This is a genomic window from Kitasatospora sp. NPDC093102 (genome assembly GCF_040683915.1).
In the GTDB taxonomy this organism is placed as follows: domain Bacteria; phylum Actinomycetota; class Actinomycetes; order Streptomycetales; family Streptomycetaceae; genus Kitasatospora.
Genome location: NZ_JBFBFA010000010.1, coordinates 135,528 through 157,974 on the forward strand (window position 1 = coordinate 135,528; position 22,447 = coordinate 157,974).

General features: G+C 72.1%; 21 protein-coding genes and 1 pseudogene. 10 read left to right on the forward strand and 12 right to left on the reverse strand.

Annotated elements, in window-relative coordinates; all coding sequences use genetic code 11:
• Positions 1-4: 4 nt before the first annotated feature.
• Positions 5-904 (reverse strand): ABC transporter permease, encoded by a 900-nt coding sequence (locus AB0O11_RS16870; protein ID WP_363386789.1) that lies wholly within the window; start codon positions 902-904, stop codon positions 5-7.
• Positions 888-1,880 carry an ABC transporter ATP-binding protein gene (locus AB0O11_RS16875; RefSeq protein ID WP_363386791.1) on the reverse strand — a complete coding sequence of 331 codons (993 nt, stop codon included), beginning with the start codon at positions 1,878-1,880 and terminating at the stop codon, positions 888-890. Before AB0O11_RS16875 ends, AB0O11_RS16870 begins: the two co-directional genes overlap by 17 nt.
• Before the next feature lie 215 nt (positions 1,881-2,095).
• Here AB0O11_RS16875 and AB0O11_RS16880 point away from each other — a divergent pair, with 215 nt between their 5' ends.
• The 4 genes from AB0O11_RS16880 to AB0O11_RS16895 are packed head-to-tail and all read left to right on the forward strand — an operon-like array spanning position 2,096 to position 5,892.
• Entirely contained in the window at positions 2,096-2,539 is a 444-nt protein-coding gene (locus AB0O11_RS16880; RefSeq protein ID WP_363386794.1) for a hypothetical protein, read from the forward strand.
• Between the two features lie 13 nt (positions 2,540-2,552).
• The gene (locus tag AB0O11_RS16885; RefSeq protein WP_363386796.1) at positions 2,553-4,835 is read left to right on the forward strand and encodes a hypothetical protein; all 2,283 of its coding nucleotides are present in this window, start codon (positions 2,553-2,555) and stop codon (positions 4,833-4,835) included.
• Positions 4,832-5,380, forward strand: coding sequence for a hypothetical protein (locus AB0O11_RS16890; protein WP_363386799.1), 549 nt, complete (start codon positions 4,832-4,834; stop codon positions 5,378-5,380). The genes AB0O11_RS16885 and AB0O11_RS16890 overlap by 4 nt, the downstream gene beginning before the upstream one ends.
• The gene (locus AB0O11_RS16895; RefSeq protein WP_363386802.1) at positions 5,377-5,892 is read left to right on the forward strand and encodes a hypothetical protein; all 516 of its coding nucleotides are present in this window, start codon (positions 5,377-5,379) and stop codon (positions 5,890-5,892) included. The genes AB0O11_RS16890 and AB0O11_RS16895 overlap by 4 nt, the downstream gene beginning before the upstream one ends.
• A gap of 199 nt (positions 5,893-6,091) precedes the next feature.
• Here AB0O11_RS16895 and AB0O11_RS16900 read toward each other — a convergent pair whose 3' ends face one another.
• Together AB0O11_RS16900 and AB0O11_RS16905 are read right to left on the reverse strand one after the other, a co-directional pair.
• A complete protein-coding gene (locus AB0O11_RS16900) occupies positions 6,092-6,979 on the reverse strand; it encodes an LLM class flavin-dependent oxidoreductase (RefSeq protein ID WP_363386805.1) in 888 nt (295 codons plus the stop codon).
• Positions 6,980-7,158: 179 nt separating this feature from the next.
• Complete coding sequence (locus AB0O11_RS16905) at positions 7,159-8,070, reverse strand: serine/threonine-protein kinase (protein WP_363386808.1); 912 nt, start codon at positions 8,068-8,070, stop codon at positions 7,159-7,161.
• Between the two features lie 86 nt (positions 8,071-8,156).
• On the opposite strand from AB0O11_RS16905, the gene AB0O11_RS16910 reads away from it, so the two are divergent.
• The 3 genes from AB0O11_RS16910 to AB0O11_RS16920 all read left to right on the forward strand — a co-directional run bounded on the left by AB0O11_RS16910 (position 8,157) and on the right by AB0O11_RS16920 (position 10,328).
• A complete protein-coding gene (locus tag AB0O11_RS16910; protein WP_363386811.1) occupies positions 8,157-8,702 on the forward strand; it encodes an RNA polymerase sigma factor in 546 nt (181 codons plus the stop codon).
• Positions 8,699-9,547, forward strand: coding sequence for a hypothetical protein (locus AB0O11_RS16915; RefSeq protein ID WP_363386814.1), 849 nt, complete (start codon positions 8,699-8,701; stop codon positions 9,545-9,547). Before AB0O11_RS16910 ends, AB0O11_RS16915 begins: the two co-directional genes overlap by 4 nt.
• 94 nt (positions 9,548-9,641) lie before the next feature.
• Positions 9,642-10,328: a hypothetical protein gene (locus AB0O11_RS16920; RefSeq protein ID WP_363386816.1), complete on the forward strand. Its 687-nt coding sequence runs from the start codon at positions 9,642-9,644 to the stop codon at positions 10,326-10,328.
• Between the two features lie 109 nt (positions 10,329-10,437).
• Here AB0O11_RS16920 and AB0O11_RS16925 read toward each other — a convergent pair.
• Positions 10,438-10,674: pseudogene (locus AB0O11_RS16925) on the reverse strand (LLM class flavin-dependent oxidoreductase); the annotation flags it as partial.
• A gap of 81 nt (positions 10,675-10,755) precedes the next feature.
• Between AB0O11_RS16925 and AB0O11_RS16930 the strand changes: the two are divergent.
• The gene (locus tag AB0O11_RS16930; RefSeq protein WP_363386819.1) at positions 10,756-11,070 is read left to right on the forward strand and encodes a hypothetical protein; all 315 of its coding nucleotides are present in this window, start codon (positions 10,756-10,758) and stop codon (positions 11,068-11,070) included.
• A gap of 32 nt (positions 11,071-11,102) precedes the next feature.
• On the forward strand, positions 11,103-12,347 hold the full coding sequence (locus AB0O11_RS16935; protein ID WP_363386822.1) for a hypothetical protein: 1,245 nt from the start codon (positions 11,103-11,105) through the stop codon (positions 12,345-12,347).
• A gap of 40 nt (positions 12,348-12,387) precedes the next feature.
• Here AB0O11_RS16935 and AB0O11_RS16940 read toward each other — a convergent pair whose 3' ends face one another.
• Positions 12,388-12,576: a hypothetical protein gene (locus AB0O11_RS16940; RefSeq protein ID WP_224282655.1), complete on the reverse strand. Its 189-nt coding sequence runs from the start codon at positions 12,574-12,576 to the stop codon at positions 12,388-12,390.
• 161 nt (positions 12,577-12,737) lie between these two features.
• On the opposite strand from AB0O11_RS16940, the gene AB0O11_RS16945 reads away from it, so the two are divergent.
• Positions 12,738-13,580, forward strand: coding sequence for an HAD family hydrolase (locus AB0O11_RS16945; RefSeq protein ID WP_363386825.1), 843 nt, complete (start codon positions 12,738-12,740; stop codon positions 13,578-13,580).
• 22 nt (positions 13,581-13,602) lie between these two features.
• Here the strand turns inward: AB0O11_RS16945 and AB0O11_RS16950 are convergent, their stop codons facing one another.
• From AB0O11_RS16950 to AB0O11_RS16975, 6 genes are all read right to left on the reverse strand, one after another.
• On the reverse strand, positions 13,603-14,520 hold the full coding sequence (locus AB0O11_RS16950) for a phosphate ABC transporter ATP-binding protein (protein ID WP_363386828.1): 918 nt from the start codon (positions 14,518-14,520) through the stop codon (positions 13,603-13,605).
• Positions 14,521-14,543: 23 nt separating this feature from the next.
• The gene (locus tag AB0O11_RS16955) at positions 14,544-15,455 is read right to left on the reverse strand and encodes a class E sortase (protein WP_363386831.1); all 912 of its coding nucleotides are present in this window, start codon (positions 15,453-15,455) and stop codon (positions 14,544-14,546) included.
• A complete protein-coding gene (locus tag AB0O11_RS16960; protein ID WP_363386834.1) occupies positions 15,452-17,248 on the reverse strand; it encodes a phosphate ABC transporter substrate-binding protein PstS in 1,797 nt (598 codons plus the stop codon). The genes AB0O11_RS16955 and AB0O11_RS16960 overlap by 4 nt, the downstream gene beginning before the upstream one ends.
• Positions 17,249-17,286: 38 nt before the next feature.
• The gene (gene pstA / locus AB0O11_RS16965; protein ID WP_363386837.1) at positions 17,287-18,513 is read right to left on the reverse strand and encodes a phosphate ABC transporter permease PstA; all 1,227 of its coding nucleotides are present in this window, start codon (positions 18,511-18,513) and stop codon (positions 17,287-17,289) included.
• A gap of 70 nt (positions 18,514-18,583) precedes the next feature.
• Positions 18,584-19,615, reverse strand: a complete 1,032-nt coding sequence (gene pstC / locus AB0O11_RS16970) for a phosphate ABC transporter permease subunit PstC (protein WP_363386840.1) — start codon at positions 19,613-19,615, stop codon at positions 18,584-18,586.
• A gap of 109 nt (positions 19,616-19,724) precedes the next feature.
• Positions 19,725-22,259 (reverse strand): hypothetical protein, encoded by a 2,535-nt coding sequence (locus tag AB0O11_RS16975; RefSeq protein WP_363386843.1) that lies wholly within the window; start codon positions 22,257-22,259, stop codon positions 19,725-19,727.
• Positions 22,260-22,447 lie beyond the last annotated feature (188 nt).

Genomic DNA, 22,447 nt, shown 5'->3' on the forward strand with positions numbered 1-22,447 from the left:
CCTCTCACACGTTCCGATAGCGGCGCAGCAGCAGCCGGTACGAGCCGGCCACCATGGCCACCGCGACGAGCGCGAACACCGCCGCTCCGAGGCCGCCCGGCGCGTGCCGGCGGTCGAGCCCCCCGCCGAGGCCGAACACCTCGTTGACCAGGGCCTCCACCAGGTCGGTGGGCGAGATCAGCGACATCCACTGCGCGGCGTCGGAGCCGGTCGTGCTGGGGTTGCTGATCCCGACCGCGGCCGCCCCCAGTGCGGCGCTGACCGCCAGGTAGCCCATGATGGCGGCCACCCCGAAGCCCCGGCGCGGAGTCGCGGCCGCGATCACCACGGCCACCGAGGTCGGCACCAGGGCGTACAGCACCGCCGCGACCAGGCCGTACAGGAAGTGCCCGGTGTTGTGCGCGAAGTCCATCCCGCCGAGCAGCGCGCCGACGTACAGCACCAGCAACGGGGCCGCCATCAGCAGCAGTTGGGCGCAGACCATGGCGCCGAACTTGGCCCTGACGTAGTCGGTGCGGGTGATCGGGCGGGAGAAGTAGAGCGGGACGGTCTGGTAGCGCAGGTCCCGGGAGAGCAGCACCGGCGCCTGGGAGGCGAGGAAGACCGAGACCACCAGGCTGAGCATGGAGAGGTAGCCCGCGTACTCGACCGGCAGCTCGTCGCGCTTCATCACGACCGAGAGCGCCACCATGATCAGCGCCGGCACGGTGACCACGCCCAGCACCAGCATCGGCAGCACCTTGGACTTGCCGGAGCGCCCGAGGCCGTACGCGGCGCGCAGGCTCTGGGTGAAGAGCGCGCGGGTGGCGTAGGCGCGGCCGAGCCGGGGGCCGGTGTAGCCGCGGTAGCCGATGTCGTGGATGACGCCGGTGTCGGCGGACCTGGTCTCAGGAGGCAGCGACATCGTTCGTCCCTCCCCTGCTGTCCTGCGGGGCCTGGGCGTCCCGCTCGTGGGCGTCGGTGAAGAGCTCGGCGACCCGGTGGCGGCGCTGCTCCAACCGGACCAGGCCGAGGCCGAGTTCGGCGACGGCGTCGCGGATGGTGTCGTACGTCGAGTCGTCGGCCAGCCGCACCAGCAGCTGGTGCGAGCCCTCCGGCTGGACGGACAGGCCGGCCGCGGCGAGCCGCTCGCGGACCGCCGGGCCCGGCTCCAGGCCGTGGTCCTCCGGGTGGTCGCTGACCTCGACCGTGAGGACGGCCGTCGCCTCGGTGAAGGAGGCGGTGGAGGAGGAGCGCAGCAGCTTGCCGCCGTCGATCACGACCAGGTGGTCGCAGGTCCGCTCCAGCTCGCCGAGCAGGTGGGTGGTGACCAGCACCGAGATGCCGAAGTCGGTGTGCACCCGGCGGATCAGGCCCAGCATCTCGTCCCGGCCGGCCGGGTCGAGGCCGTTGGTCGGCTCGTCCAGCAGCACCAGCTTCGGGTCGTGCACCAGCGCCTGGGCGAGCTTGACCCGTTGCTTCATGCCGGTCGAGTAGCCGCCCATCGGGCGGTACCGCTCCTCGTAGAGGCCGACGTGCCGCAGGGTGTCCGCGGTGCGCTCACGGGCAGCGGTGGCGGGCAGGCCCGCCATCCGGGCCATGTGCACCACGAACTCGGTCGCGGAGACGTCCGGTGGCAGGCAGTCGTGCTCGGGCATGTAGCCGACCTGCGCGCGGATCTCGGAGCCCCGGGTCGCGACGTCCAGGCCGAGGACCTCGCCCCGGCCGGAGGTCGCCGGGGCGAGCCCGAGCAGGATCTTGATCAGGGTGGACTTGCCCGCGCCGTTGGCCCCGACCAGACCGACCACACCCGGCCGCACCTCGACGGTGAGCTGGTCGAGGGCAGTGACGCGGGGAAACCTCTTGGTGAGGCCGTCCGTCTTGATGACAGCTGTGGACACGGACACCAACGTAACGGTCTTGCGCGGCAAGGGCCATGGGCTCGAATGACGAGCCCGTCTGCTGCTGCGGTATGACGCCGTGACCCCTCCCCCCTAGGGGTTCGGCAAAAACAGAACCCGCCTGTACCCTTTGTCGAACTCTTTGCCTACTTGCCGAATTCTTTGCCGACGGGGGTGCCGGAACAGCGTGCCGGCACGGGAGGGGATCGATCGACATGTCTGATCGGGCGACCGCATTCGACCGGATGATGAACCCTTGGGCCTACGACGCGGACGGGAACCTGACCGCCCAGGCCCGCGCCCAGGAGGCGGCCCGCACACAGATCAACTCGGCCTCGGCGTCGGGCGGCGGAGGCGGCGGGGGCGGGGGCGGCTTCAGCGCCGACCCCAACGCGCTCACCACCGCGGGGAACAACTCCGACCAGATCCACGCGCGCCTCAACACCGACGGCCGGGGCGCCGACGAGGCCACCGCCAAGGTCTCCACCTCGCTCGCCAACTGGAGCACCGGCAAGGCCGCGGCGGGCGCCGCCGGCACCTGGGACCAGTGCGTCGCCGCCCTCGGCAGCACCATCGGACAGACCACCCAGGCGCTGCGCGCCACCGCCACCAACTACCGCCAGAACGAGTCGGCCGTGCAGCACGACCTCGACGCCTGAGAGGACCGCAGCGATGGTCGACTTCCACGAACTCAGCACCGCCGACTTCGGCGTCCTGGACAACGCCGCCACCGCCTGGACCACCATGGCCCAGAAGCTCAAGTCGCTGGACGACGACTGGGACACCACAGTCATAGCCAAGGTCAACTCCGCGTGCTGGAGCGGCCCTTCGGCCGACCAGGCCCGCCCCGGCCTCCAGCGCACCAACGAGCAGTTGACCGCCGCCGTCACCGAGGCCAACGCCTTCGCCTCGACCTTCAAGGAGGCGTCGACCGAGTTCAAGGCGGCGAAGGCCAAGCTGGACAAGGCGGTCGCGGACGCCCGGACGGCCGGACTGACCGTCACCGACAACGGCACCGTGAGCTGGCCCCCGGCCGACAACGCCACCCGGCACGACTACGAGGCCTTCCGGGATTACCAGAAGGAGTGGGGCGACAAGGCGGGGGCCGCCCGCAAGGCGATCGACGCGGCGGTCGCGGAGGCCACCGCCGCCGACGAGCGGATCGCCTGGGCGCTGCGCTCCGACAGCCTGACCGACGGGCAGAAGTCCTTCAACAGCGGGGCGATCGGCAGCGGCCCCGAGGCGGACGGCAGGCGCGCCGCCAAGCTCGCGGCCAGGGGTGGTGACATCACCGAACCCGAACTCACCGAGCTGAACTCGCTGTTGGCCGCGCACGGCAACGACCCGAAGTTCTCCACCAAGTTCTACCAGGACCTCGGCCCGGACGGCCTGATCAAGTCCTGGAACAGCATGGTCGGCGACCCGGCGCACCCCCGCGACGACAAGTCCCCGCGCTGGAAGGCCTACGAGGAACTCCAGAAGAACCTCGGGCTCAGCCTCGCCACCGCCACCCGCACCACCACCGAGCCGCACTTGTCCGACGAGTGGGCCGCAGCGCTGCGCAAGGCCGGCTCCCAGCCGGTCTGGGACAAGCCGTACCGGGCCTCCGGCCTGGACTACGTGCCGTACGGCTACCAGGTGCTCTCCGGCATCCTGATGAACGGGAACTACGACGCCCACTTCATCAACCCGATCGCCGAGCACGTCACCCAGCTCGACACCCAGGACAGGTACTGGCCGGCCCCGCCGCCCGGCTCCAAGATCCACGGTTTCAACCTGACCGGCGGCGACGAGGCGGGCTCCGGCTTCCGCCCCACCACCGCCGTCCTGGAGGCGCTCGCGCACAGCCCGGAGGCGGCCAACAAGTTCTTCACCGAGCAGCCGACCGCGTACAACCAGGACGGCACGGTCAACAAGGGCGGCAAGCCGAAGCCGGCCGACTACTTCGACTACTACGTGCACGACAAGGACTGGATCCCGGACACCACCTCGCGGGACTCCAAGGTCTGGGACGCGAGCAAGCAGGCCGGGCCGGCCGCGCTCGGCCGCGCCCTGGAGGCGGCCACCACCGGCCACCCGTACGACGAGCCGGGCCCCGTCCCGCCGGCCAGGCACACCACCGAGCAGGCCGACCTGATGCAGAAGGTCGTGGACACCTTCGGCCGGCACGGCGACGGCGGCGCCCTGGAGGACATCAAGGAGGACGGCAAGCTCTCCGCGATGAGGGTGAGCCTCGGACACATGACCGCCGAGTACATCGGGGACGTGCAGAACGCCCTCTCGACCACCCACGCGCTCCCGGTCAACGGCTCCCCAGCCGTTCTCAACAAATCCAGCGTGGGCGGTCTGCTGGACGCGCTCGGACGGGATCCGGAGTCCTACGGCGCGGTGGTCAACGCCAACCAGGCGTACACCACCGCCCTCATCCGAGGCCACATGGACGGCGGGCAGACCGACTTCGCCCGGCTCAACGTCGACATCGACAACGTCGCCCACGCCGGCGGAATCGTCAGCGGCTTCCTCAACGAGGCCCGGGTCGACGAGGTGCACTACCAGCACGCCAAGTCCGACCAGGAGTTCAACGAGGCGCTGGAGAAGAACGTCGGCTACGGCAAGGACGCCTTCAACGCCATCATCGGTACGGTGACCGACAAGGTACCGCTCGGCGGCGAGATCGCGGGCCAGATCGTCGACTCGATCGCCGAGAGCGTGATCGAGGCCAACAAGCAGGACACCACAGCGTCTGGCAACCAGGCGGCACGCGACGACAACGCCGGTGGCCAGAACCAAGCGGTGGGTGGCGTCAAGCAGGCCATCATCGACGCCGGCGGCACCTCCGGGATGAGCCAGGACGACATCAAGCGCCTCGCCGAGAGCGCCGGGATCAGCGTGACGAACGGGTACACCGCCGGGGTCACCAACAACCACGTCAACCACGCGAAGGGCAGCGCATGACGGGGTACGGAGGACGCTGGGTGCTGCCCGCCGCGGCAGCCGTGGCCGTCGCGGCCGCCGGAACGGTCGGCTACCTGGACTGGCGCGGCCACCGGCCGGTCGATACGGCCGGCCGGGAGGCCTATCTCTGCACGCTGCCCACCGGTGACGACACCCCGCTCGGACGGCTGCTGCCGCCGGGCGGGCAGGACGTGGAGGAGAGGTCGACGGGCCGTACCTCCGACCCGGTGTCCTGCGCGGTCCGCGTGGACGGGCGCGCCGCGATCACCACGTCCGCCGTCTTCCAGGACGGCGGGCCCACCCTCTCCCCCGCGGCCGCCGAGCACCCGGATGCCCGCCGCTTCGACGCGGGCAGCGTGGCCGCGTCCTGGCCCGGCGGCGCGACCGTCTCCGACTACTGCCTGGGCGGGCCGGTCGGCCATGTCCAGCTGGTCGTCACCGCCGGTGAGGCGGTCCGGGCCGGCTCGGCCGACCAGCAGCAGGCGGACCTGGAACGGATCGCCCGGGACAGGCTGAAGAAGAGCATGAAGGACGTCTGCCGGTGAAGCGCTTCCGACTGGTGATCGCGAGTTCGACGGCCCTGCTGCTGGGCGGTGGCCTGCTCGGCTGGCACGTGTACCTCGACCGTACCGAGTACCGGCCACCGGGCGTCGAGCTGTCGCACGGGGAATGCCGGGGCACCCTCGACGCCCCGGGGTTCTCCACGATGATGGGACACACGCCCCGGGTCTTCGTGACGACCGGGTTCCGCCCCTCGACGCAGGACAACACGCCCGGTATGGACTGCCGGGTCGAGGGCCAGGGCGGACGGGTGCTCCAGATCATGGCGAACAGCTCCAGGTTCCCCGGCAACGGCCTCGACGGGGAGGTCGCCTTCGGCTGCACCCTGAACGGCAAGGCCGAGCCCTACCGGGCCGCGCTCAGGTTCAGCCGCGACTTCCCCCGGGCAGACATCCCCGACCGGGCACACGTGGCCGAGCTCCTGACCAGCTTCGCCGAACGAGCTGCCGGGGAACTGGGCTGTGCGCACGGCGCCGAGTCGGTCACCGAGGTGTGAGCCGGCCGGCGCCGCTCCTGGCGCCGGATCAGCTGTGGGCGCGCTCCCACAGCTCGGTGACCTTGCCGGAGGCGTCGATCGCCACCTTGTAGTCGCCGGCCGAGCACGACGAAGGAACCCCCGTGGTGACGCATGATCAGTTCTGTGGCGCGGCGGACAGACTAGCGCCCCGGCCCGACACCCTCGCCGACGGCGGGGCTCAGACCAGCTGGGCGAGGCCCTCGGTGGCGATCCTCTCGAAGACCGCGTGGTCGTTCTCGAAGACCGAGTCGGGGACCGGCCAGTGGATCACCAGCTCGGTGACGCCCAGCTCCCGGTAGGTGCCCGCCCAGTCGACGAAGGCGTCCACCGACTGCAGCGGCTTCTCCGCGGTCGAGCCCTGGAGCAGCACCTTCTCCAGCGTCGCCACGTCCCGGCCGACGGCCTCGCAGGCCGCCGTCAGCTTCTCGATCTGCCGCGCGATCACGCCGGGCGCCTGCTCCACCGGCACGTCCGCCGGGCCCTTCGGGTCGCCGTACGTCACCCAGCCCTGCCCGTACTCGGCGGCCAGCTTCAGCCCGCGCGGACCGGCCGCCGCCACGTAGAACGGCACCCGCGGGGTCTGCACGCAGCCGGGGATGTTCCGCGCCTCGACCGCCGAGTAGTGCGTCCCCTCGCGGGTCGTGGCGTCGTTGCGCAGCAGCTCGTCCAGCAACGGCACGAACTCCCCGAACCGGTCGGCCCGTTCCCTCGGCGACCACGCCTCCTGCCCCAGCGCCGTCGCGTCGAACCCCGTCCCACCGGCCCCGATCCCCAGCGTGAACCGCCCGCCGGACACGTCGTCCAGCGTGATCAGCTCCTTCGCCAGCGTCACCGGGTGCCGGAAGTTCGGCGAGGACACCAGCGTCCCCAGCCGCAGCCGCTCGGTGGCGGTGGCGGCGGCCGTCAGCGTCGGCAGGGAGCCGAACCACGGCTCGTCCTGGAACGACCGCCAGCTCAGGTGGTCATAGGTGTACGCGGCGTGGAACCCGAGCTCCTCGGCCCGCCGCCAGATCTTCTGTCCCTCGCTCCACCGGTGGATGGGGAGGATCACCGTGCTCAGACGCATACCACCGACCCTACGGTAGCCGTCAGCGGCCGGCGCCCTCGTACGGAGATCGAGCACGTCGTGTGAAGCGCGCTTCGGTCCGCCCGTCCGGTGGCGAAGAGGACGGGCTCCTTCACGCGTTCGCGGCCGGATTCCTCTCCAGGACACGACCGCCGGTGCGGACCGGCCCCCGGTCGGATTCAACGCTGCAGCCAGCTCAGCAGGGTCGTCGCCGTGAACACCGTGCCCGACGCCAGACAGACCGCGCGCGGGGTCAGCCACCTCGGGCCTTCCAGGGGCCGGGACTGCGGGACCGGAGCCAGCAGCGCGTCTGCGAAGGCCTGGGCGGTCGGCGGTCGGTCCGCCGGCTCGACGGACATCGCGGCCCGCAGCAGCAGGACGACGTTCGGTGGGAGCTCCGTTCCGGCTGGGAGCGCCGGCAGCGTCGAGGCGGTCGGCTGGTCGGTCATCAGGGCTGTGGCGCGTCCGCCCGGGCCGAACGGCTTCTGCCCGGTCAGCAGCTCGTAGGCCACGACGGCCAGCGCGTACACGTCGGCCCTCCCGTCGAACCCGCCGGTCTGGAAGGCCTGTTCCGGTGCCATGTACGCGGGCGTGCCCGTGGTCACCGTCAGCCCGGATGCGTCGGCCAGTTGCTTCGCGCTGCCCAGATCCGCCACCAGCACCGCGGCGGGCGCAGGGCCGGTGGCGAGCAGCAGGTTGGACGGCTTGACGTCGCGGTGCACCACGCCCGCCTCGTGCAGGACCTGGACCGCGTAGCCCGCCTCCGCGGCCAGCCGCAGCGCCTCCTGCGGGTCGCACTGCCCGACCCGGTCCGCCAGGGTGCCGCCGCGTACGTAGTCCATGACGAAGTAGGGCCGGTCCTCCTGCACCCCGACGTCGTGCACCCGGACCACCCGCGGGCTGGCGATCCGGCGCAGCAGCCTCGCCTCCGTCAGGAACCGCTCGCGCACATCGGCGTTGGCGGCCCAGTTCTCGGCCAGCACCTTCACCGCGACCTCGGTGTCGAGCTCCGGATCGTAGGCCTTCCAGACCGTGGCGAAGGAGCCGGCTCCGAGCCGCTCCAGGAGGAGGTAACGGCCGAGCTTGCGCATGTGGCAGCATTCTGCCGGAGTCGGGGGGAGTGCGGAACTCCCGTTCGACGGGCGGGATGCCAGGCGGGACGAACGGGGGGATCCAGGTGTTCGAGGAAGGCGAGCTGGAACGGCTCGTGGCGGCTGCTCAGGCGGGGGACCCGGGGTCGACGGAGTACCTGCTGGCCAAGCTGCGGCCGGTGGTGCTGCGCCGCTGCTCGCGCTTCCTGCCCCACCACGCCGACGCGGAGGAGGCAGCGCAGGACGCGCTGCTGTCCATCAGCACACACCTGGGCGAGTACGGCGGCCACGGCTCCTTCCAGGGCTGGGTGACGGTGATCGCCTCGAACGCCGCCCGGTCCACCTACCGCTCGATGCGCCGGCGCGCCGAGGACAGCCACGCCGACCTCCCCGAGCCCGTCGACCCGCGCACCACCAGCGTCATCGCCGGGACCCGGCTCGACCTGATGGAGGCGCTGGCCGCGCTGGAGCAGCAGCACCCCACCCTGGTGGAGGCCTTCGTGCTGCGCGACCTGGGCGACCTGACCTACGCCCAGGTGGCCGAGGAGCTGGGCGCCCCGTTGGGCACGGTCAAGGACCGTATCCACCAGGCCCGCCGCTTCATGCGCGAGCGCCTGGTCACCGGTCTGTGAACGGCGGTCCCGCGGCGGGCGGCGGCCACGCCGTCGTCCGGCCCCGGTCCGCCGTCGCCGCCCTGGTGGCAGCCGCCGCGCTCGGGCTGGCGACCGGCCGATTCGTCCTGCCACCGCCCCCCGGCGCTACCTCGCCCCCGGCAGCGCGGTCGGGTGCCGCGGTCGGCGGGGAGTCCCAGGGCGCGTCCGCTCTCGTGACGCCCGGCGTGTCCGGCCCGACGCCCGCGCCCTCGGCCTCCGGCTCCGCCTCGCCGACCGGTGCGACCGGGCCGGTGACGACCGCGAACCTTCTGGAACCCGCGGCGTTCGGCCCGGACGTCGGCATCGGGCAGATCCACGTCACCGACCGGTACGGCGACGGGGTTTACGCCAACGCGGCCTGCTCCGGCGAGAAGACCCTCACACAGACCCTGGGCGGGCCCGGTGCCCACTTCCGCGGACTGATGACCAGCCCCCGCACCAACCCGGACGACCCCACGCTGGCCGCCGACCGCGTCGACCAGGTCGCCCGCGAGGTCGCCGCCGAGACCGTGAGCCCTTCCCGGGCGCAGAACTTCGCCGAGCGCCTGCTGCTGGAGGAGGTGCCCTGCCAGGAGGAACCGCCAGGGCACTGGGTCTACGGAAGGACCACGACGCTGCAGCTCGCCCCGGACGTCACCGCGAGCTGGATGGGCACCTACCAGGGGTCCCTCAACACCAACGGCACAGCGCCCGAGGGCAAGGAGCCCTGCGGCGGCATCGCCGTGCTGCGCAGCGGCAACCACTACGGGGTGCTGGAGGTCGACGCCTGCCTGGGGACGGCCGCGATGGACCGCGTCGTCAGGGCCGCTCTGTCACAGCTGTGAAACAGCCGGTCCGGGCTCCAACTTTCCCTCCCCCGGCGGCATCTCCCCGGTTGTACGAGGACGCAGCAGGCGTCCCGACCAGCAGGGGGACCAGATGACCGAGAACCAGGCCGTCCAGCAGAAGTCCGTTCGCCGCAACCGGGTCGCCGCCGCGGCCTGCTTCGCCGCCGCACTGATCACGGTCAGCGTCGTCGGCACCCAGTCGGCCACCGCCGACGGGGCCGCGCAGCGCACCGCGGTCGCCGCCCACCCGGCTGCGGTCGCCGCGTCCGGACTCGGCTCCGCCGACCTCGTCCAGAGCGAGGACTTCCAGCAGGGCCTGAACCCGGTCGGCGCGACCATCGCGCTGACCGGACGCCAGGGGCTGTCCGCGTGCTCCGGCGAGGAGACGATGCGCGACCTGACCAAGGGCAAGGCCACCGCGTACGCGTCCGTGACCTGGACCTTCGACACCAACGGCCGACTGATCGAGTCGGCCGCGAGCGCCCCCACCGGGACCGAGGCCGCCACCTGGGAGCAGCAACTCGTCGCGCTCGTTCAGGACTGCCAGGACGAGCCCGCCGGCCACTGGTACTACGGCGCGGCCCACACCCTGACCGTCACCGGCGGCACCGCCCACTGGTACCCGGCGTACAACGGCGACGGCACCGTCAGCGGCGGGGTCGCGGTCCTGCGCAGCGGCACCAGGGTCGCCATCGTCGAGCTCACCGGCCGGCCCACCGACGCCCCGACCTCCGTCGAAGGCATCGCCACCGCAGCACTGAAGCGCCTCTCCTCCTGAACGGCGGCCCCGCTCCGCCCGCGCCGCCGGGCGGAGCCGGCGGCCGAGTGCGGGCTCTTCCCGAGTGGGCCGCCAGGGACCGTCCGCAGTGTGTTCTCGCAGGTCGGCCCGTGATGGGTGAACGAGGCTTGACCGAGGACACCAGCGTCCCCAGCCGCAGCCGCTCGGTGGCGGTGGCGGCCGTCAGCGTCGGCAGGTCGCCGAACCACGGCTCGTCCTGGAACGACCGCCGGCTCAGGTGGTCACAGGTGTACGCGGCGTGGAACCCGAGCTCCTCGGCCCGCCGTCAGATCTTCTGTCCCTCGCTCCACCGGTGGATGGGGAGAATAACGGTACTCAAGCACATGCAACGACGATACGCGCGCATCTCGGCGCACCTTCGGACCGCTCCCGCAACGGTGAAGGGGAGGTCGGCTAGCGTGGCGCCATGGGCACACTGAGCAGGCGAGAACTGACCGCGCTGGTCGAGGAGGCGACGGTCGACACCTACGACGAGCACGAGGAGGTGTCGGCTCTGTTCACCGCCGTCGAGGAGAACCTGGCGGTGCCGTTCAGCACTTCGGTGCTGGACGTCGAGGTGACCGTGCGCGGCGTCGACCTCTCCCAGGACGGAAGGATCGTCGCCCTGTGCACCCGTGGCAAGTTCCGGCAGAAGATCGGGCTGCTGGACCTTCCCCTGCCGGAACCGGCTCCGGACGGAGCGGAGTGGGTCGAGGCATATCGCCACTACTGGGCGCAGTGAGCGTCGGAACCTTCGAGAACGGGAGGGCGAGCATGACTGTCGTGGTGCCGAGCGAGGACGAGGCGTCATTGCGAGGCCTGATCGAGCGCTGCGCCGAACTGAAGGGCGAACTGGTCGAGTTCGCCGAGAGCGCGCGCTTCGACCGGTGGCTGACCCCACTCCTGCTGGAAGCAGCCGGCCCCGAGCGACGGCTGGACGAGGATGAGGCGATCCGGATCATCGATCACTTCATCCTGCGGTTCCGTCTGCCGGACGGTTCGACCGTGGTGGACCGGTTCGTCGCAGGGCGGCGGGACCTGACCGAGGCCGACCGGCAGATGCTGCTCGGCTGGCGTGACCCGGTCGAGGGCATCTTCGAGGTCCAGTGCAGGGACGGGGACGCCGTCGTCCTGCTGAACCTGATCGACGACCTCGAATACCGCACGTACTCGAACGTCGGGCGGGCGGCCTTCCGCGGAGTGTCCAAGGGGGGATTCCTGCACACCTGCCTGGTGCCCGTCCACTCGGCCGACGGGGCATGGCTGATCTCCGGAATGGTGTCGCACTACCCGAAGTCCGACGCCACCGAGATCGCCCGGGCCGCGCTCCACCTGGCCACCGATCACCCCGAACTGGTCTTCCGCAACCCGGAGAAGATCGAGCAGGGATGGGAGTCGATGCGGGCGGACCGGGCCGCGTTCATCCGGTTCTGCGGCAGCGACGAACTGGTCCTTCCCCCTGCCGAGGTCGAGGAGAGGCTCAACGCCTACTACCGGCACCGGCAGGAGGCCGCGGTCGCCGAGCGGCCCGACCGGGCCCGGGGCAGGCGGCTGCCGGGAATCGATCTGCCGGCCTTCGAACTGCCGCAGGCCCTCGCGGCATCGGACACAGTGGGCGTCATCTACGACGACGTCGACGGGCTCAACTTCTACGCCGACTACGGGATGCTGCGGGACCTCTTCGCCGACCCGGCCCTCGCGGGCCGCAGGCGGCACCAGGACCTGCTGCGCGTGTACCTGCGCGAGGAGTCGATCGCGCCGCTGCCGATCCGCCGCCTGGCCGCCGCCCACCCGGAGACGGTCGACGCGGTGTTCCGGAAGCTGCTGCGCAGGCCCGGATTCGCCTGGACCGAGCACGGTGACGAGCTGCTTCGCCGGCGCAAGCCCTGGTACTACGAGAGCGAGCCCCGCCCCGGCGTCTCCGTGATCGGCGAGCGCCTCGGCGAACTCGCCGCCGGCGGCCGACGGCAGAAGTTCACCAGGGCGCGGCGCGCGCCCCGCAGGACCGGTCACCCGTAGCCGGCGCGCAAGGAACCGGAGCGAGCCGGTACGAGCGGGGCTAAGGGTGCGGGCGGGTGCGTTGGGCGGGGAGGGACGGGGCGGAGGTGCGGCGGGCGAGCTCGGCGAGGGTGTGGAAGAGGACGTCGCCGAGCAGGACCGGGTCGCGCGAGGCGTCGGGCGCCTGCGGGTCGCGGGTGTCGGGGCGGGCGGTCGGGGGCGGCTGGTCGCGGAGCTGGCGTGTGGGCATGGCTCTTCCTGCCGACGGGGTTGCCGTGGGCAGTCGTGCCCGCCGTAGCCGACCGGGCACCCCGGGTACGGGGGGATCGGCCGGAAACGGCGCATGAAGGGCTTGATCACGGCCTGGACGGCCCGTGGCCGCGTCCCCGCGGCGGTGACCCGGCCGCGCCGATGGGCGAAGATGGACCGGTGACCGAACCCCGTAGCGCGCCCCGCCTCATCGCCACCGACCTGGACGGCACCCTGCTCTGCTCCGGCGGCACCGTCACCGACCGCACCGCCGCGGCACTGGCGGCGGCCGAGGCGGCCGGGGTGCAGGTGGTGTTCGTGACCGGGCGTCCGCCGCGCTGGATGCAGCAGGTGAGCCCGCACATCGGCGGTCACGGGGTGGCGATCTGCTCCAACGGCGGCGCAGTGGTGGACGTGCGGCGCGGCGAGCTGCTGGAGACCTTCCCGCTGCCGGTGGAGACCACCCTGGCGGTGGTCGACGTGCTGCGGGCCAAGCTGCCCGGCACCGCGTTCGCCTTCGAGCACCCGGGCGGCTGGGCCCGCGAGGCCGGGTACGCGGTGCCGATGTGGGGCGACGAGATCGAGCACGAGGTCGGCCCGGCGGAGGAGCTGCTGGGGGCCGGCGGGCCGGTCCGGGGCCTGTTCAAGCTGCTGGCCAAGCACCCGGACCTCGACCCGGACAAGTTCCTCGCCGAGGCCCGGGAGGCGGCCGGGCACCTGGCCGAGATCACCCGCTCCGCGCCGATCCCGCTGCTGGAGATCAGCGCGCCCGGCGTCACCAAGGCCAGCACGCTGGCCCGCTGGTGCGCCGGGCGCGGGATCGACCGGAGCGAGGTGGTGGCCTTCGGCGACATGCCGAACGACCTGGAGATGCTGGCCTGGGCCGGCACCGCGTACGCCGTCGCCAACGCGCACCCGCAGGTGCTGGCGGCGGTGCCGCTGCACACCGTGAGCAACGAGCAGGACGGCGTCGCGGCGGTGCTGGAGCGGCTCCTCGGCCTGTAGCGGACCGGCCCGCCGGACCGGCCTAGCCGAAGCGGCCGTTGACGTAGTCCGAGGTCCGCTGGTCGCGAGGGCTGCCGAAGACCTGCCCGGTCGGCCCGGCCTCGACGATCCGCCCCGGGGTGTCGTGGGTGGCCAGGAAGAACGCGCAGGTCTGCGAGACGCGTTGGGCCTGCTGCATGTTGTGGGTGACGATCACGATGGTGAGCCGCCCGCGCAGCTCGGCGATGGTCTCCTCGACCCGCCGGGTGGAGGTCGGGTCGAGCGCGGAACACGGCTCGTCCATCAGCAGGATGTCCGGCGAGACGGCCAACGACCGTGCGATGCACAGGCGTTGCTGCTGTCCGCCGGAGAGCGCCCCGCCCGGGGTGTGCAGCCGGGTGGACACCTCGTCCCAGAGCCCGGCCCGGCGCAGGCTGGTCTCCACCAGGTGCTGGCGTTCCTCCTTGGACACCTTGATCCCGGCCAGCTTGAGCCCGCTGGAGACGTTGTCCTGGATGGACATCGCCGGGAACGGGTTGGGCCGCTGGAACACCATGCCGATCCGGCGCCGCACCTCGGCGGGCCGGCGGCCGGGCCGGTAGACGTCGTCCCCCTCCAGCAGCACCTCGCCGGAGAGGGCGGCGCCGCGCACCATCTCGTGCATCCGGTTGAGGATCCGCAGGTAGGTGGACTTGCCGCAGCCGGACGGGCCGATCAGCGCGGTGACCTCGCCGGCCGGCATCGCCAGCGAGACCCGTTCCAGCACCTTGCGGCTGCCGAACCAGGCGGAGACGTCCCGGGTCTCCAGCCCGGCGAGCGGCTCGCCGTCGGGCCGGCCGTCCGGGTACTGCTGGTCGGCGTACGGGGCGGGGGCGACCGGGGGCAGGGTGATGGTGTCGGCGACCGGGTCGGCCGGCGAGGGGTCGACCAGTGGGGTGTCGGTCAGTGGTGCGTCGGTCATCGGAACGGTCCTCCGGGCGCGCGTCAGTAGAGGTTGGGCAGCAGGGCGGCGGCGTTCTCGTAGACCGCCCAGAGCAGCGCGCCGACCACCGGCGCGAGGCTCAGGTACGCGGCCGAGCGCCGCCAGTACCGGGCCAGCACCAGGGCGCCGGCCACCGCACCGAGCAGACCGAGCGACCACAGCTGGAGCGTGGCCAGCGCGCCCTTGTCCGCGGCCAGCGCCTTGTCGTACCGGACGGTCGCGGGCCGGCCGCCGGGGTTCTGCTCCGGGTCGCCCTCCAGCCGGGCGCCGATCAGCACGGTGGAGCCGGGGATCCAGTCGGAATCGCCGGTGACCAGCACCAGCCGGTTGCGGGCCGGGTCGGCGATCGGGTGGTCGCCGTCGCCGTACACGTTGACGGTGTAGGTGAACTTGCCCTGGCCGGTGGTGGCTTCGATCTTGTCGCCGACCCGCAGCTTGGACAGCTCGGCGAACGGCGCGCCGAAGGTGGCGCCGCGGCCGAAGACCACGGCGATGCCGCGCTGGCCGGGCAGCGCGGTGTCCCGGCGGTGGCCGGGGCCGCGCATCAGGTCCCGGCCGGTGGTGCCCTCGACCACCACGGCCTGGTGCAGGCCGATCGCCGGGATGTCCAGCAGCGCCACCGGGTCGCCGTCGGCGGCCGCGCCGGTCGGGGCGACCGCCCGGGCCAGCTGGTCGCGGAAGGTCTTGTACGCGGTGGACTGGTAGTGCTTTTGCTGGACGTGCGAGAGCGTGAACAGGTACCCGACGAAGCCGAGCACCAGCGCGGCCGCCAGGCTGACCGCCCAGGCGCCCTGGAGGAACCGCCGTCGCCCGGGGGAGGCCGCGGGCCGGACCGGGGCGGTGGGCGCGGCGGGGGCGGCCGGCTGCGCCGGCGTACTCTGCGCGACCGGCTTCTCCAGCACCGGGGCGGTCACGAGGTGCCGCCCGGGCGGTTGCGGCGGCGCAGCAGACGGCGGCCGAGCAGCGGCGGGACGAGCACCACGGCGAGCAGTTCCAGCGCGGTGAGGGAGGACAGCATCCAGTCCTCGGGCTTGCCGCTGACCTCGACCACGTTGGCCGCCACCTCGGTGGCGGCGCCGCCGCGGCCGCGGGCGACCACCTGGCCGGTCTGCGGGTCGATCACGTCCCCGGTGCCGTCTCCGGCACCGGGCGCGTTCGGGTCACCGGCACCGCCGGCGGCGTTCGGGTCACCGGCACCGCCGGCCGCGTTCGGGTCACCGGCGGCCGCACCGGCACCGCCCGCGCCGTTGCCCCCCGCCCCGTTGCCGGCCTTGCCACCGCCGTTGCCCCCGGTGCCACCCGAACCGCCGGAGCCGCCGTCGCCGCCCGAACCGCTCTTCACCGCCTGGCCGCCCTGCACGGTGCAGGGCACCGGCGCGTCCTTCTTGTCGCACGGGCTCGGCATCGGCGCGTTCTTGAGGACGGTGAGCTCACCGGCCGAGTTGAAGGTCGGGTTGGCGCAGTTGGAGAGGGTGTCCGGGTTCACCGGGCTGGCGTTGCCCGGGATGCTCTTGGTCTGGAGCAGACCGCCCTTGACCAGGCCGCGCGGGATCGGCGAGTAGCCGAGGCCGTCCGCCTCGCCCTGGCCCTCGCAGAGCACGTAGGACAGGAAGCGGCTGAGCGCGGAACCCTTGTCGTTGTTGAACCGCGGCGGCACCGGCTGGGCGGCCCCGGCACGCGGCACGATCACGTAGCTGTAGCTGGAGATCGGGTAGGAGCGCGGGTCGTCCATGGTGTAGACGCCGTCGAGGTTCTGCTGGAGGTAGTTCGGGTCGGTCACCGGGGTGTTGTCGTCGACGCCGCGGATCTTCGCCGCGGTGAGCGCCACCGCGACGTTCGAGGCGGTCGGCAGGGAGTAGTAGCCCGCCGAGTTGAGCACCTTCACGACCGGCCAGTTGCTGCGCTTGGCGAAGGCGTACTCGTCGTAGCCGATGGTGCCCAGGTTGTTCGGGTCCTTGATGTAGCCGGCGACGGTGTCGGAGCTGCTCTGCGCGGTCATCCGGCCGGAGGCCGGGAAGAACTCGGTGTAGTCACCGCAGGTGGTGCCGTTGACCCCCTTGCAGTACGCCTCCCACTGGCCCTGGTGGGTGTGCTGCATCCACCGGGTGAACTGGGCGGTGGCACCGGAACCGTCCGAGCGGACCACCGGGGTGATCGGCAGGTTCGGCAGGGCCTTGCCGTAGTCGGCGGCGATCTTCGGGTCGTTCCAGTTGGTGATCTTGCCGGTGAAGATGTCCACGATCGTCTGCGGGGAGAGCCGCAGGTCGCGGACCTGCTTGCCGCCGATCACCAGGTTGTACATGAAGGTCGTCCCGCCGGCCGTGATCGGCACGTAGGAGAAGCCGTAGACCGGGTTCTCCTTGGTGCCCTGGCCGCCGCTGCGGCGGTCGCCGCTGAGGCCGGTGTCGTCCTGGGTGCGGAACGGCACGTCGGAGGCGGTGAAGTCGTCCTGCCCGAGGCTCCAGGCGTTGCGGCCGGCCGCGGAGCCGATCGGGTTGAAGTTGATCTGGATGCCCTGCGGGCCGACGTCCTGGCGCCACTGGTCGATGGCCGGACCGGCCCAGCTGGAGCCGTCCGCGTTCAGCGCGACCGAGGCCGCGTACGCCGGGACGGTCTGCCCCAGCAACAGGGAGGCCGCGGCGAGCAGCAGGGACAGCAGCCCTGCCGCCAGTCGGGCCACGGAGCGCCTTGCGGCCTCCCAGGACATGTGAACTCCTCTGGTTCCGAGGGTGGTTGTACGGAACATCACTGCTTCTTCGGCTGGGTGACGAACGGACGGGCGGTGGCCGCCGCGGCGGCGGCCTCAAGACGGCGGGCTTCCCGGTTGAGGCGGCGCTTCTGGGCCCGCGTCAGCTGGCCGGGCTGCCGGCCGCCGAGCACGCGGGCGGTGACGAAGAGGATCAGCACCACGGCCATCAGCGTCAGGCCGGCGGCGAAGCCGCGAGCGATCATTCCGTCGTAGGGCTGCTTGACGTAGTTCCAGATGTACAGCGGCAGCGACACCTGGTGCTCGGCGAACGGGTTGCCGTTGAACTGCGAGGTGAAGCCGGCGGTGAGCAGCACCGGCGAGGTCTCGCCGACGCCGCGTGCCATGCCGAGCACCACGGCCGTCATCAGGCCGGGCCGGGCGGTGGGAAGCACCACGTTCCACACCGTGCGCCACTGGCTGCCGCCCAGTGCGTACGAGGCCTCGCGCAGGGTGCCGGGCACCAGCCGGATGACCACCTCGGAGGCCCGGGTGACGATCGGCATCATCATCACGGTGAGCGCGAGCGAGGCGGCGAAGCCGCTCTTCTCGAAGCCGAAGGTGATGATCACGATGCCGAACACGAAGAGCCCGGCCACGATGGACGGCAGCGCCGTCATCGCCTCCACCAGCGTCCGCACCGGCCGGGCCATCCGGCCGCCGACCTCGGACATGAAGACCGCCGCGGCGATGCCCAGCGGGACGGCGAACAGCGTTGCCAGGCCCAGCTGTTCGAGCGATCCGACGATCGCGCCGAGCGCACCGCCGGAGTCGATCGGGGAGAGCGGGCCGGTGCGCTCCATCGACTCGGTGAAGAAGTTCAGGTGGCGCGCGGCCTCCATGCCCTTGCTCGCCACGAACCCGATCTGGTCGGCGATCAGCGCGACCACCAGGATGCCGGCGCTCCACGCCACCACGGACACCAGGCGCTCGCGCACCATCAGGGAGCCCCACTGGAGCCGGCCCAGCGCGAAGTAGCCCGCCAGGAACAGCAGGTACCAGCAGAGCAGGAAGCCGGACGCGCCGCTGAACGGCAGCACGCGCTCGTACAGCAGCCAGTTCAGCCCGAGCGAGCCGGCCAGGGCGCCGGCCACGGTGAAGACGTCCTCGGAGGTGACGCCGCCGAGTCGGACCTTCTTCTCGGGGCGGGGTTCGGCTGTCGCGGCCGGTTCCGGACCGGCGGCGGGCCCGGACGCCGCGACCGGCGGCAGGTCGAGCGTGGTCATCGGGTGGTCCCTTCACGGTGGTTCGGACGGCGGTGGGTCTGACGGCGGTCGGTCGGACGGTCCGTCATGCTCAGTCCGCCGTCGAGGCGCCGGAACGGGACCGGTTGATCACGAAGCCGGCCGCCACGTTGACCACCAGGGTGAGTGCGAACAGCACCAGGCCCGCCGCCATCAGCGCGGAGAGCGAGAGCTTGTCCGACTCGCCGAACCGCAGCGCGATCAGCGCCGAGATCGAGTTGGCGCCGTTCTCCAGGATGTGCGTGATGGTCTTGAAGCTCGGCGAGATGATCAGCGCCACGGCGATGGTCTCGCCCATCGCCCGGCCGAAGCCCAGCATCACCGCGCCGATGACGCCGCCCTTGCCGAACGGCAGGACGACCGTGCGCACCATCCCCCAGCGGGTCGAGCCCAGCGCGTACGCGCCCTCCCGCTCCCCCTGCGGGGCCTGGGAGAAGACCTCCCGGCTGAGCGAGGTGATGATCGGGATGATCATCAGGGAGACGACCACGCCGGCGATGAAGGTCGAGGAGGTGTAGGAGGTCCCGATGTCGCCGGTGCGGACCTTGAGGAAGGGGATGTACTCGCCCAGGTGGTTGGCCAGCCAGCGGACGAAGCCGACGATCCGCGGCTGGAGGAAGAACAGGCCCCACAGGCCGTAGACGATGCTGGGGATCGCCGCCATCAGGTCGATCAGCGAGACCAGCGCGCCGCGCAGCCGCGGGGGCGCGTACTCGGAGATGAAGATCGCGGTGGACAGCGCCACCGGGACGGCGATGACCAGCGCGATGACGGCGATCAGCAGGCCGTTGGGCAGGACGGCGGCGATGCCGAAGTTGTGCGCGGCGGTCTGCCACTTCTGCTCGGTCAGGAAGGACCAGCCGACCGCCCGGAAGGCGTCCGTGCCGCGCAGGATCAGGAAGAAGGCGATCAGGCCCATGATCGCGAACACCGAGAACCCGGCCACCCGCAGCACGCCGCGGAACACCCGGTCGGCCGGGGTGGCGGGGGCGGTGATGGCGCGGGGGACGTCGGTGTCGGGTGCGCGGTCGGGTCGGCCCGGCGCCCCGGCGGGCGTTGCCGCGGGCTCGGCGGCGGCTGTCATGGCTGCATCTCCGTGCTCGGGTACGGAGGCCCGGGCTGAGCCCGGGCCCTGAGGGTGGCCCGGCAGGGCCGGAACGGCGGCCCCGCCGGGTCGTACGACGGCGTGCGCGTCACGGGCGGCGGCGCACCCGCGACCAGCCCTTGCGCAGCCCGTTCAGCGCCCGCTCACCGGCCGGCGTGCCGCCGAGGATCAGCGCCGCCGGACCGCCGACCAGCAGCACCAGGCCGCCGATCAGCGCCACCGGGAGCAGCAGCCGGGCCGTGCCCGAGCGGTCCGCGGCGGGCGTTCCGGCCGCCACTGGGGCGACGGCCAGCGGGCTGCCGCTCGCGGCCGGCGTGGCGCCGGGCTTCGCGCCGGGCGCGGCGGCGGCGACCGCCCCGGTGCCGGTGCCGCCCGCACTGTCGGAACCGCCGGTCAGACCGCCGGAGGAACCGCCGCCGATGCCGGAGCCGGACGAGGAGCCGCCGGTCGTGCCGTCACCGAAGCCGGTACCGCCGGTGGTGCCGGTGCCCTCGCCGGAACCGGAGGACGTGGTGCCCCCGGTGCCGTTCGTCCCCTCGCCGCCCTCGGCCGGCGGGGTCGTCGGCGCGACCTGGTTGCCGGGCAGCTTGCCGTCCTGCGTCTCCACGTGCTTGGCGGCGTCCTGCGTCTGCTGGCGCTGGGCGCCGCTCAGGGCCAGGAAGCCCGCCGCCAGCTTGCCCGGCTCGAAGCCGTACACCTGGCCGCTGGTCGTCACCGTCTTCAGGAACTGGGAGATCGCCCCCGCCTTGGCCCCCGACAGGCCCTGGGTGGGCACCATCGCGTACTGCACGGCGGTCAGCGGGTAGGCCCGCTGATCCCGTGCGAAGGCCGAGTCGGCCGTGCCGTACGGCAGTTGCTGCACACCGGTGGCCGGGTCGGTCGGCATGTCCGCCACCGCCGCCTGGAAGCCGGCACTGTCGGGCGAGACGAACTGCCCCGCCGGGTTGAGCAGTTGGGCCTCGGGCAGGGAGAAGGCCTTCGCCTGGCCGGAGTCCATGATGGTGAACAGCGTCCGCTCGCCCTTCTGCATGGCGGGGCAGGCGGAGTGGGTGCCGTCACCGGCGACCGTCGCGTTGGTGCAGTTGGGCGTGTTCTGCAGGAGCTTGCGCGCCATGTCGCCCAGCCCCATGGTGTTCGGGTTCCACTCGTACTGCTTCCAGCGGTCGAAGGGGTCCTTCGTGCCGCCGACGATGCCCGAGGAGTCCTGCCGGATGAAGGACTCGACCGGGTACCCGGAGAAGGTGGGGCGCAGGTAGTAGGTGTTCACGTGCGTGCCCCACTGGTCCGGCTCGCCGTCCAGGAAGCGCACCGCGTCCGGGTCCGAGGCGATCCACGAGGTCAGCTGGTACACCAGGTCCGTGGTACCGCCGACCACCGTCGGGCTGGAGTTGCCGGTGTTGCAGAACCGCGGCCAGGCCAGGCCGGAGGCCGGGGGAAGGGGGTTCAGCTTGAGGAACTCCTGGTCCGCGAAGACGCAGACGGGGTTGCCCCGCACCGAGGCGATGTCCGAGCCGTCCGGGTCGTAGGACTGGGTCAGCATCTTGGCCAGCAACCGGGCGTTGAGCTTCATGTCGCGGATCTGCCGGCCGGACGCCGGGTCGTCCACCACGAAGACCACCGAGATACCGCTCGTCGCCAGTGGCGCGTAGACGTACGGCCGCGGTGGTGCCTGATGGTCCGGCCGGGCGGTCAGCGCGATGTCCTTCCGGCCGCCCAGGAAGTCCTCCCGGGCCTGCGGCTCCCCGCCGGCCGAGCTGTACTGCAGTGCCAGGGGCGAGTCGCCCAGGCAGAGACCGGCCCGCCACTGCTGCATGGCCCGGTTCGCCATCTCCAGACCGGCCAGCGTCATGTCGGCGGTCCGCTCCTTGCACGCGGCCGGGGTGGGCGCGAACTCCAGCGGGATGGCGATGTGGTTGTCCCACGCGCACTGCTCGCTGGTCGCCAGGTTGTTCCAGACGTTGAGCCTGGCGTTGACGTTGTCGCTCGCCGTGGGGGCGAAGTCGCTGTACACGTCGGAGTCGTGGTTGTTGCAGTCGACGACGCCGTCCGGGTTCCAGGTCGCGATGCTGTCCCCGCCGTAGTTCGGCACGACCACGATCGAACACTTGTGGCTGTCGTCGCAGCCCAGCGTCGGGCTCTGCAGCGAGGTCCAGACCTCGATGTCCGCTACTCCCGAACCGTCCGTGCCGGTCGGAGCGATGACCATGTTGCTCACGGAGAAGTCCGGCGTGGTCAGGCCCGGGTCCGGCTTCTTCTGGTTGAAGCCCTTCGCCGGGTCCGCGTTGTAGAGCGTGCTCCCGTAACAGTCCGTGATCTTGGGGTCCTCGCCCCGGCACTGGTAGATCCGGACCGGGTAGCTGGCATTGGCCCCGAGCACCGGGGTCAGCGTCACCGGTGACCCGTAGGGGTCCACGGTCGGAGTGAACCCGCTCCACGACACCTGGACGACCTGGTTGGTCAGGCTCTTCGTCTGGGAGACGGTGATGCTGCCCTCAGGCCCCTTCGACTGGGTCGCCGGGATCCAGACCTTCGGCCCCTTCACCGTCTTGGCCGACCCGGCCGCCGCGGCGGCCGGTGCCACCGCGCCCAGGCCGATCGGCACCACCCCGAGCGCGACCACCACGGACCACACCAGTGCGGCCGCCGGCAGCCGGCGTCTCCACCCCCCCGGTTCTCTCCGGACGGGCAATCGGACTCTCATGACGGGCACCTCCGTGCGGATCCGCGCCACCGGGTGCGCGGCGCGAGGGGGATCGGGCTGCGGGCGCGACCGGCGATTCCGGTACGCATCCATTCGGCCCGCCCCACATG

Excerpts from the sequence above, each read along its gene's own strand:
- AB0O11_RS16890 (WP_363386799.1), top strand. The coding sequence starts at position 4,832 with ATGACGGGGTACGGAGGACGCTGGGTGCTGCCCGCCGCGGCAGCCGTG.
- pstC (WP_363386840.1), bottom strand. The coding sequence starts at position 19,615 with ATGACAGCCGCCGCCGAGCCCGCGGCAACGCCCGCCGGGGCGCCGGGC.
- AB0O11_RS16900 (WP_363386805.1), bottom strand. The coding sequence starts at position 6,979 with ATGCGTCTGAGCACGGTGATCCTCCCCATCCACCGGTGGAGCGAGGGA.
- AB0O11_RS16950 (WP_363386828.1), bottom strand. The coding sequence starts at position 14,520 with ATGACCGACGCACCACTGACCGACACCCCACTGGTCGACCCCTCGCCG.
- AB0O11_RS16870 (WP_363386789.1), bottom strand. The coding sequence starts at position 904 with ATGTCGCTGCCTCCTGAGACCAGGTCCGCCGACACCGGCGTCATCCAC.
- AB0O11_RS16920 (WP_363386816.1), top strand. The coding sequence starts at position 9,642 with ATGACCGAGAACCAGGCCGTCCAGCAGAAGTCCGTTCGCCGCAACCGG.
- pstA (WP_363386837.1), bottom strand. The coding sequence starts at position 18,513 with ATGACCACGCTCGACCTGCCGCCGGTCGCGGCGTCCGGGCCCGCCGCC.
- AB0O11_RS16945 (WP_363386825.1), top strand. The coding sequence starts at position 12,738 with ATGGGCGAAGATGGACCGGTGACCGAACCCCGTAGCGCGCCCCGCCTC.
- AB0O11_RS16930 (WP_363386819.1), top strand. The coding sequence starts at position 10,756 with ATGGGCACACTGAGCAGGCGAGAACTGACCGCGCTGGTCGAGGAGGCG.
- AB0O11_RS16905 (WP_363386808.1), bottom strand. The coding sequence starts at position 8,070 with ATGCGCAAGCTCGGCCGTTACCTCCTCCTGGAGCGGCTCGGAGCCGGC.
- AB0O11_RS16880 (WP_363386794.1), top strand. The coding sequence starts at position 2,096 with ATGTCTGATCGGGCGACCGCATTCGACCGGATGATGAACCCTTGGGCC.
- AB0O11_RS16940 (WP_224282655.1), bottom strand. The coding sequence starts at position 12,576 with ATGCCCACACGCCAGCTCCGCGACCAGCCGCCCCCGACCGCCCGCCCC.
- AB0O11_RS16935 (WP_363386822.1), top strand. The coding sequence starts at position 11,103 with ATGACTGTCGTGGTGCCGAGCGAGGACGAGGCGTCATTGCGAGGCCTG.
- AB0O11_RS16960 (WP_363386834.1), bottom strand. The coding sequence starts at position 17,248 with ATGTCCTGGGAGGCCGCAAGGCGCTCCGTGGCCCGACTGGCGGCAGGG.
- AB0O11_RS16885 (WP_363386796.1), top strand. The coding sequence starts at position 2,553 with ATGGTCGACTTCCACGAACTCAGCACCGCCGACTTCGGCGTCCTGGAC.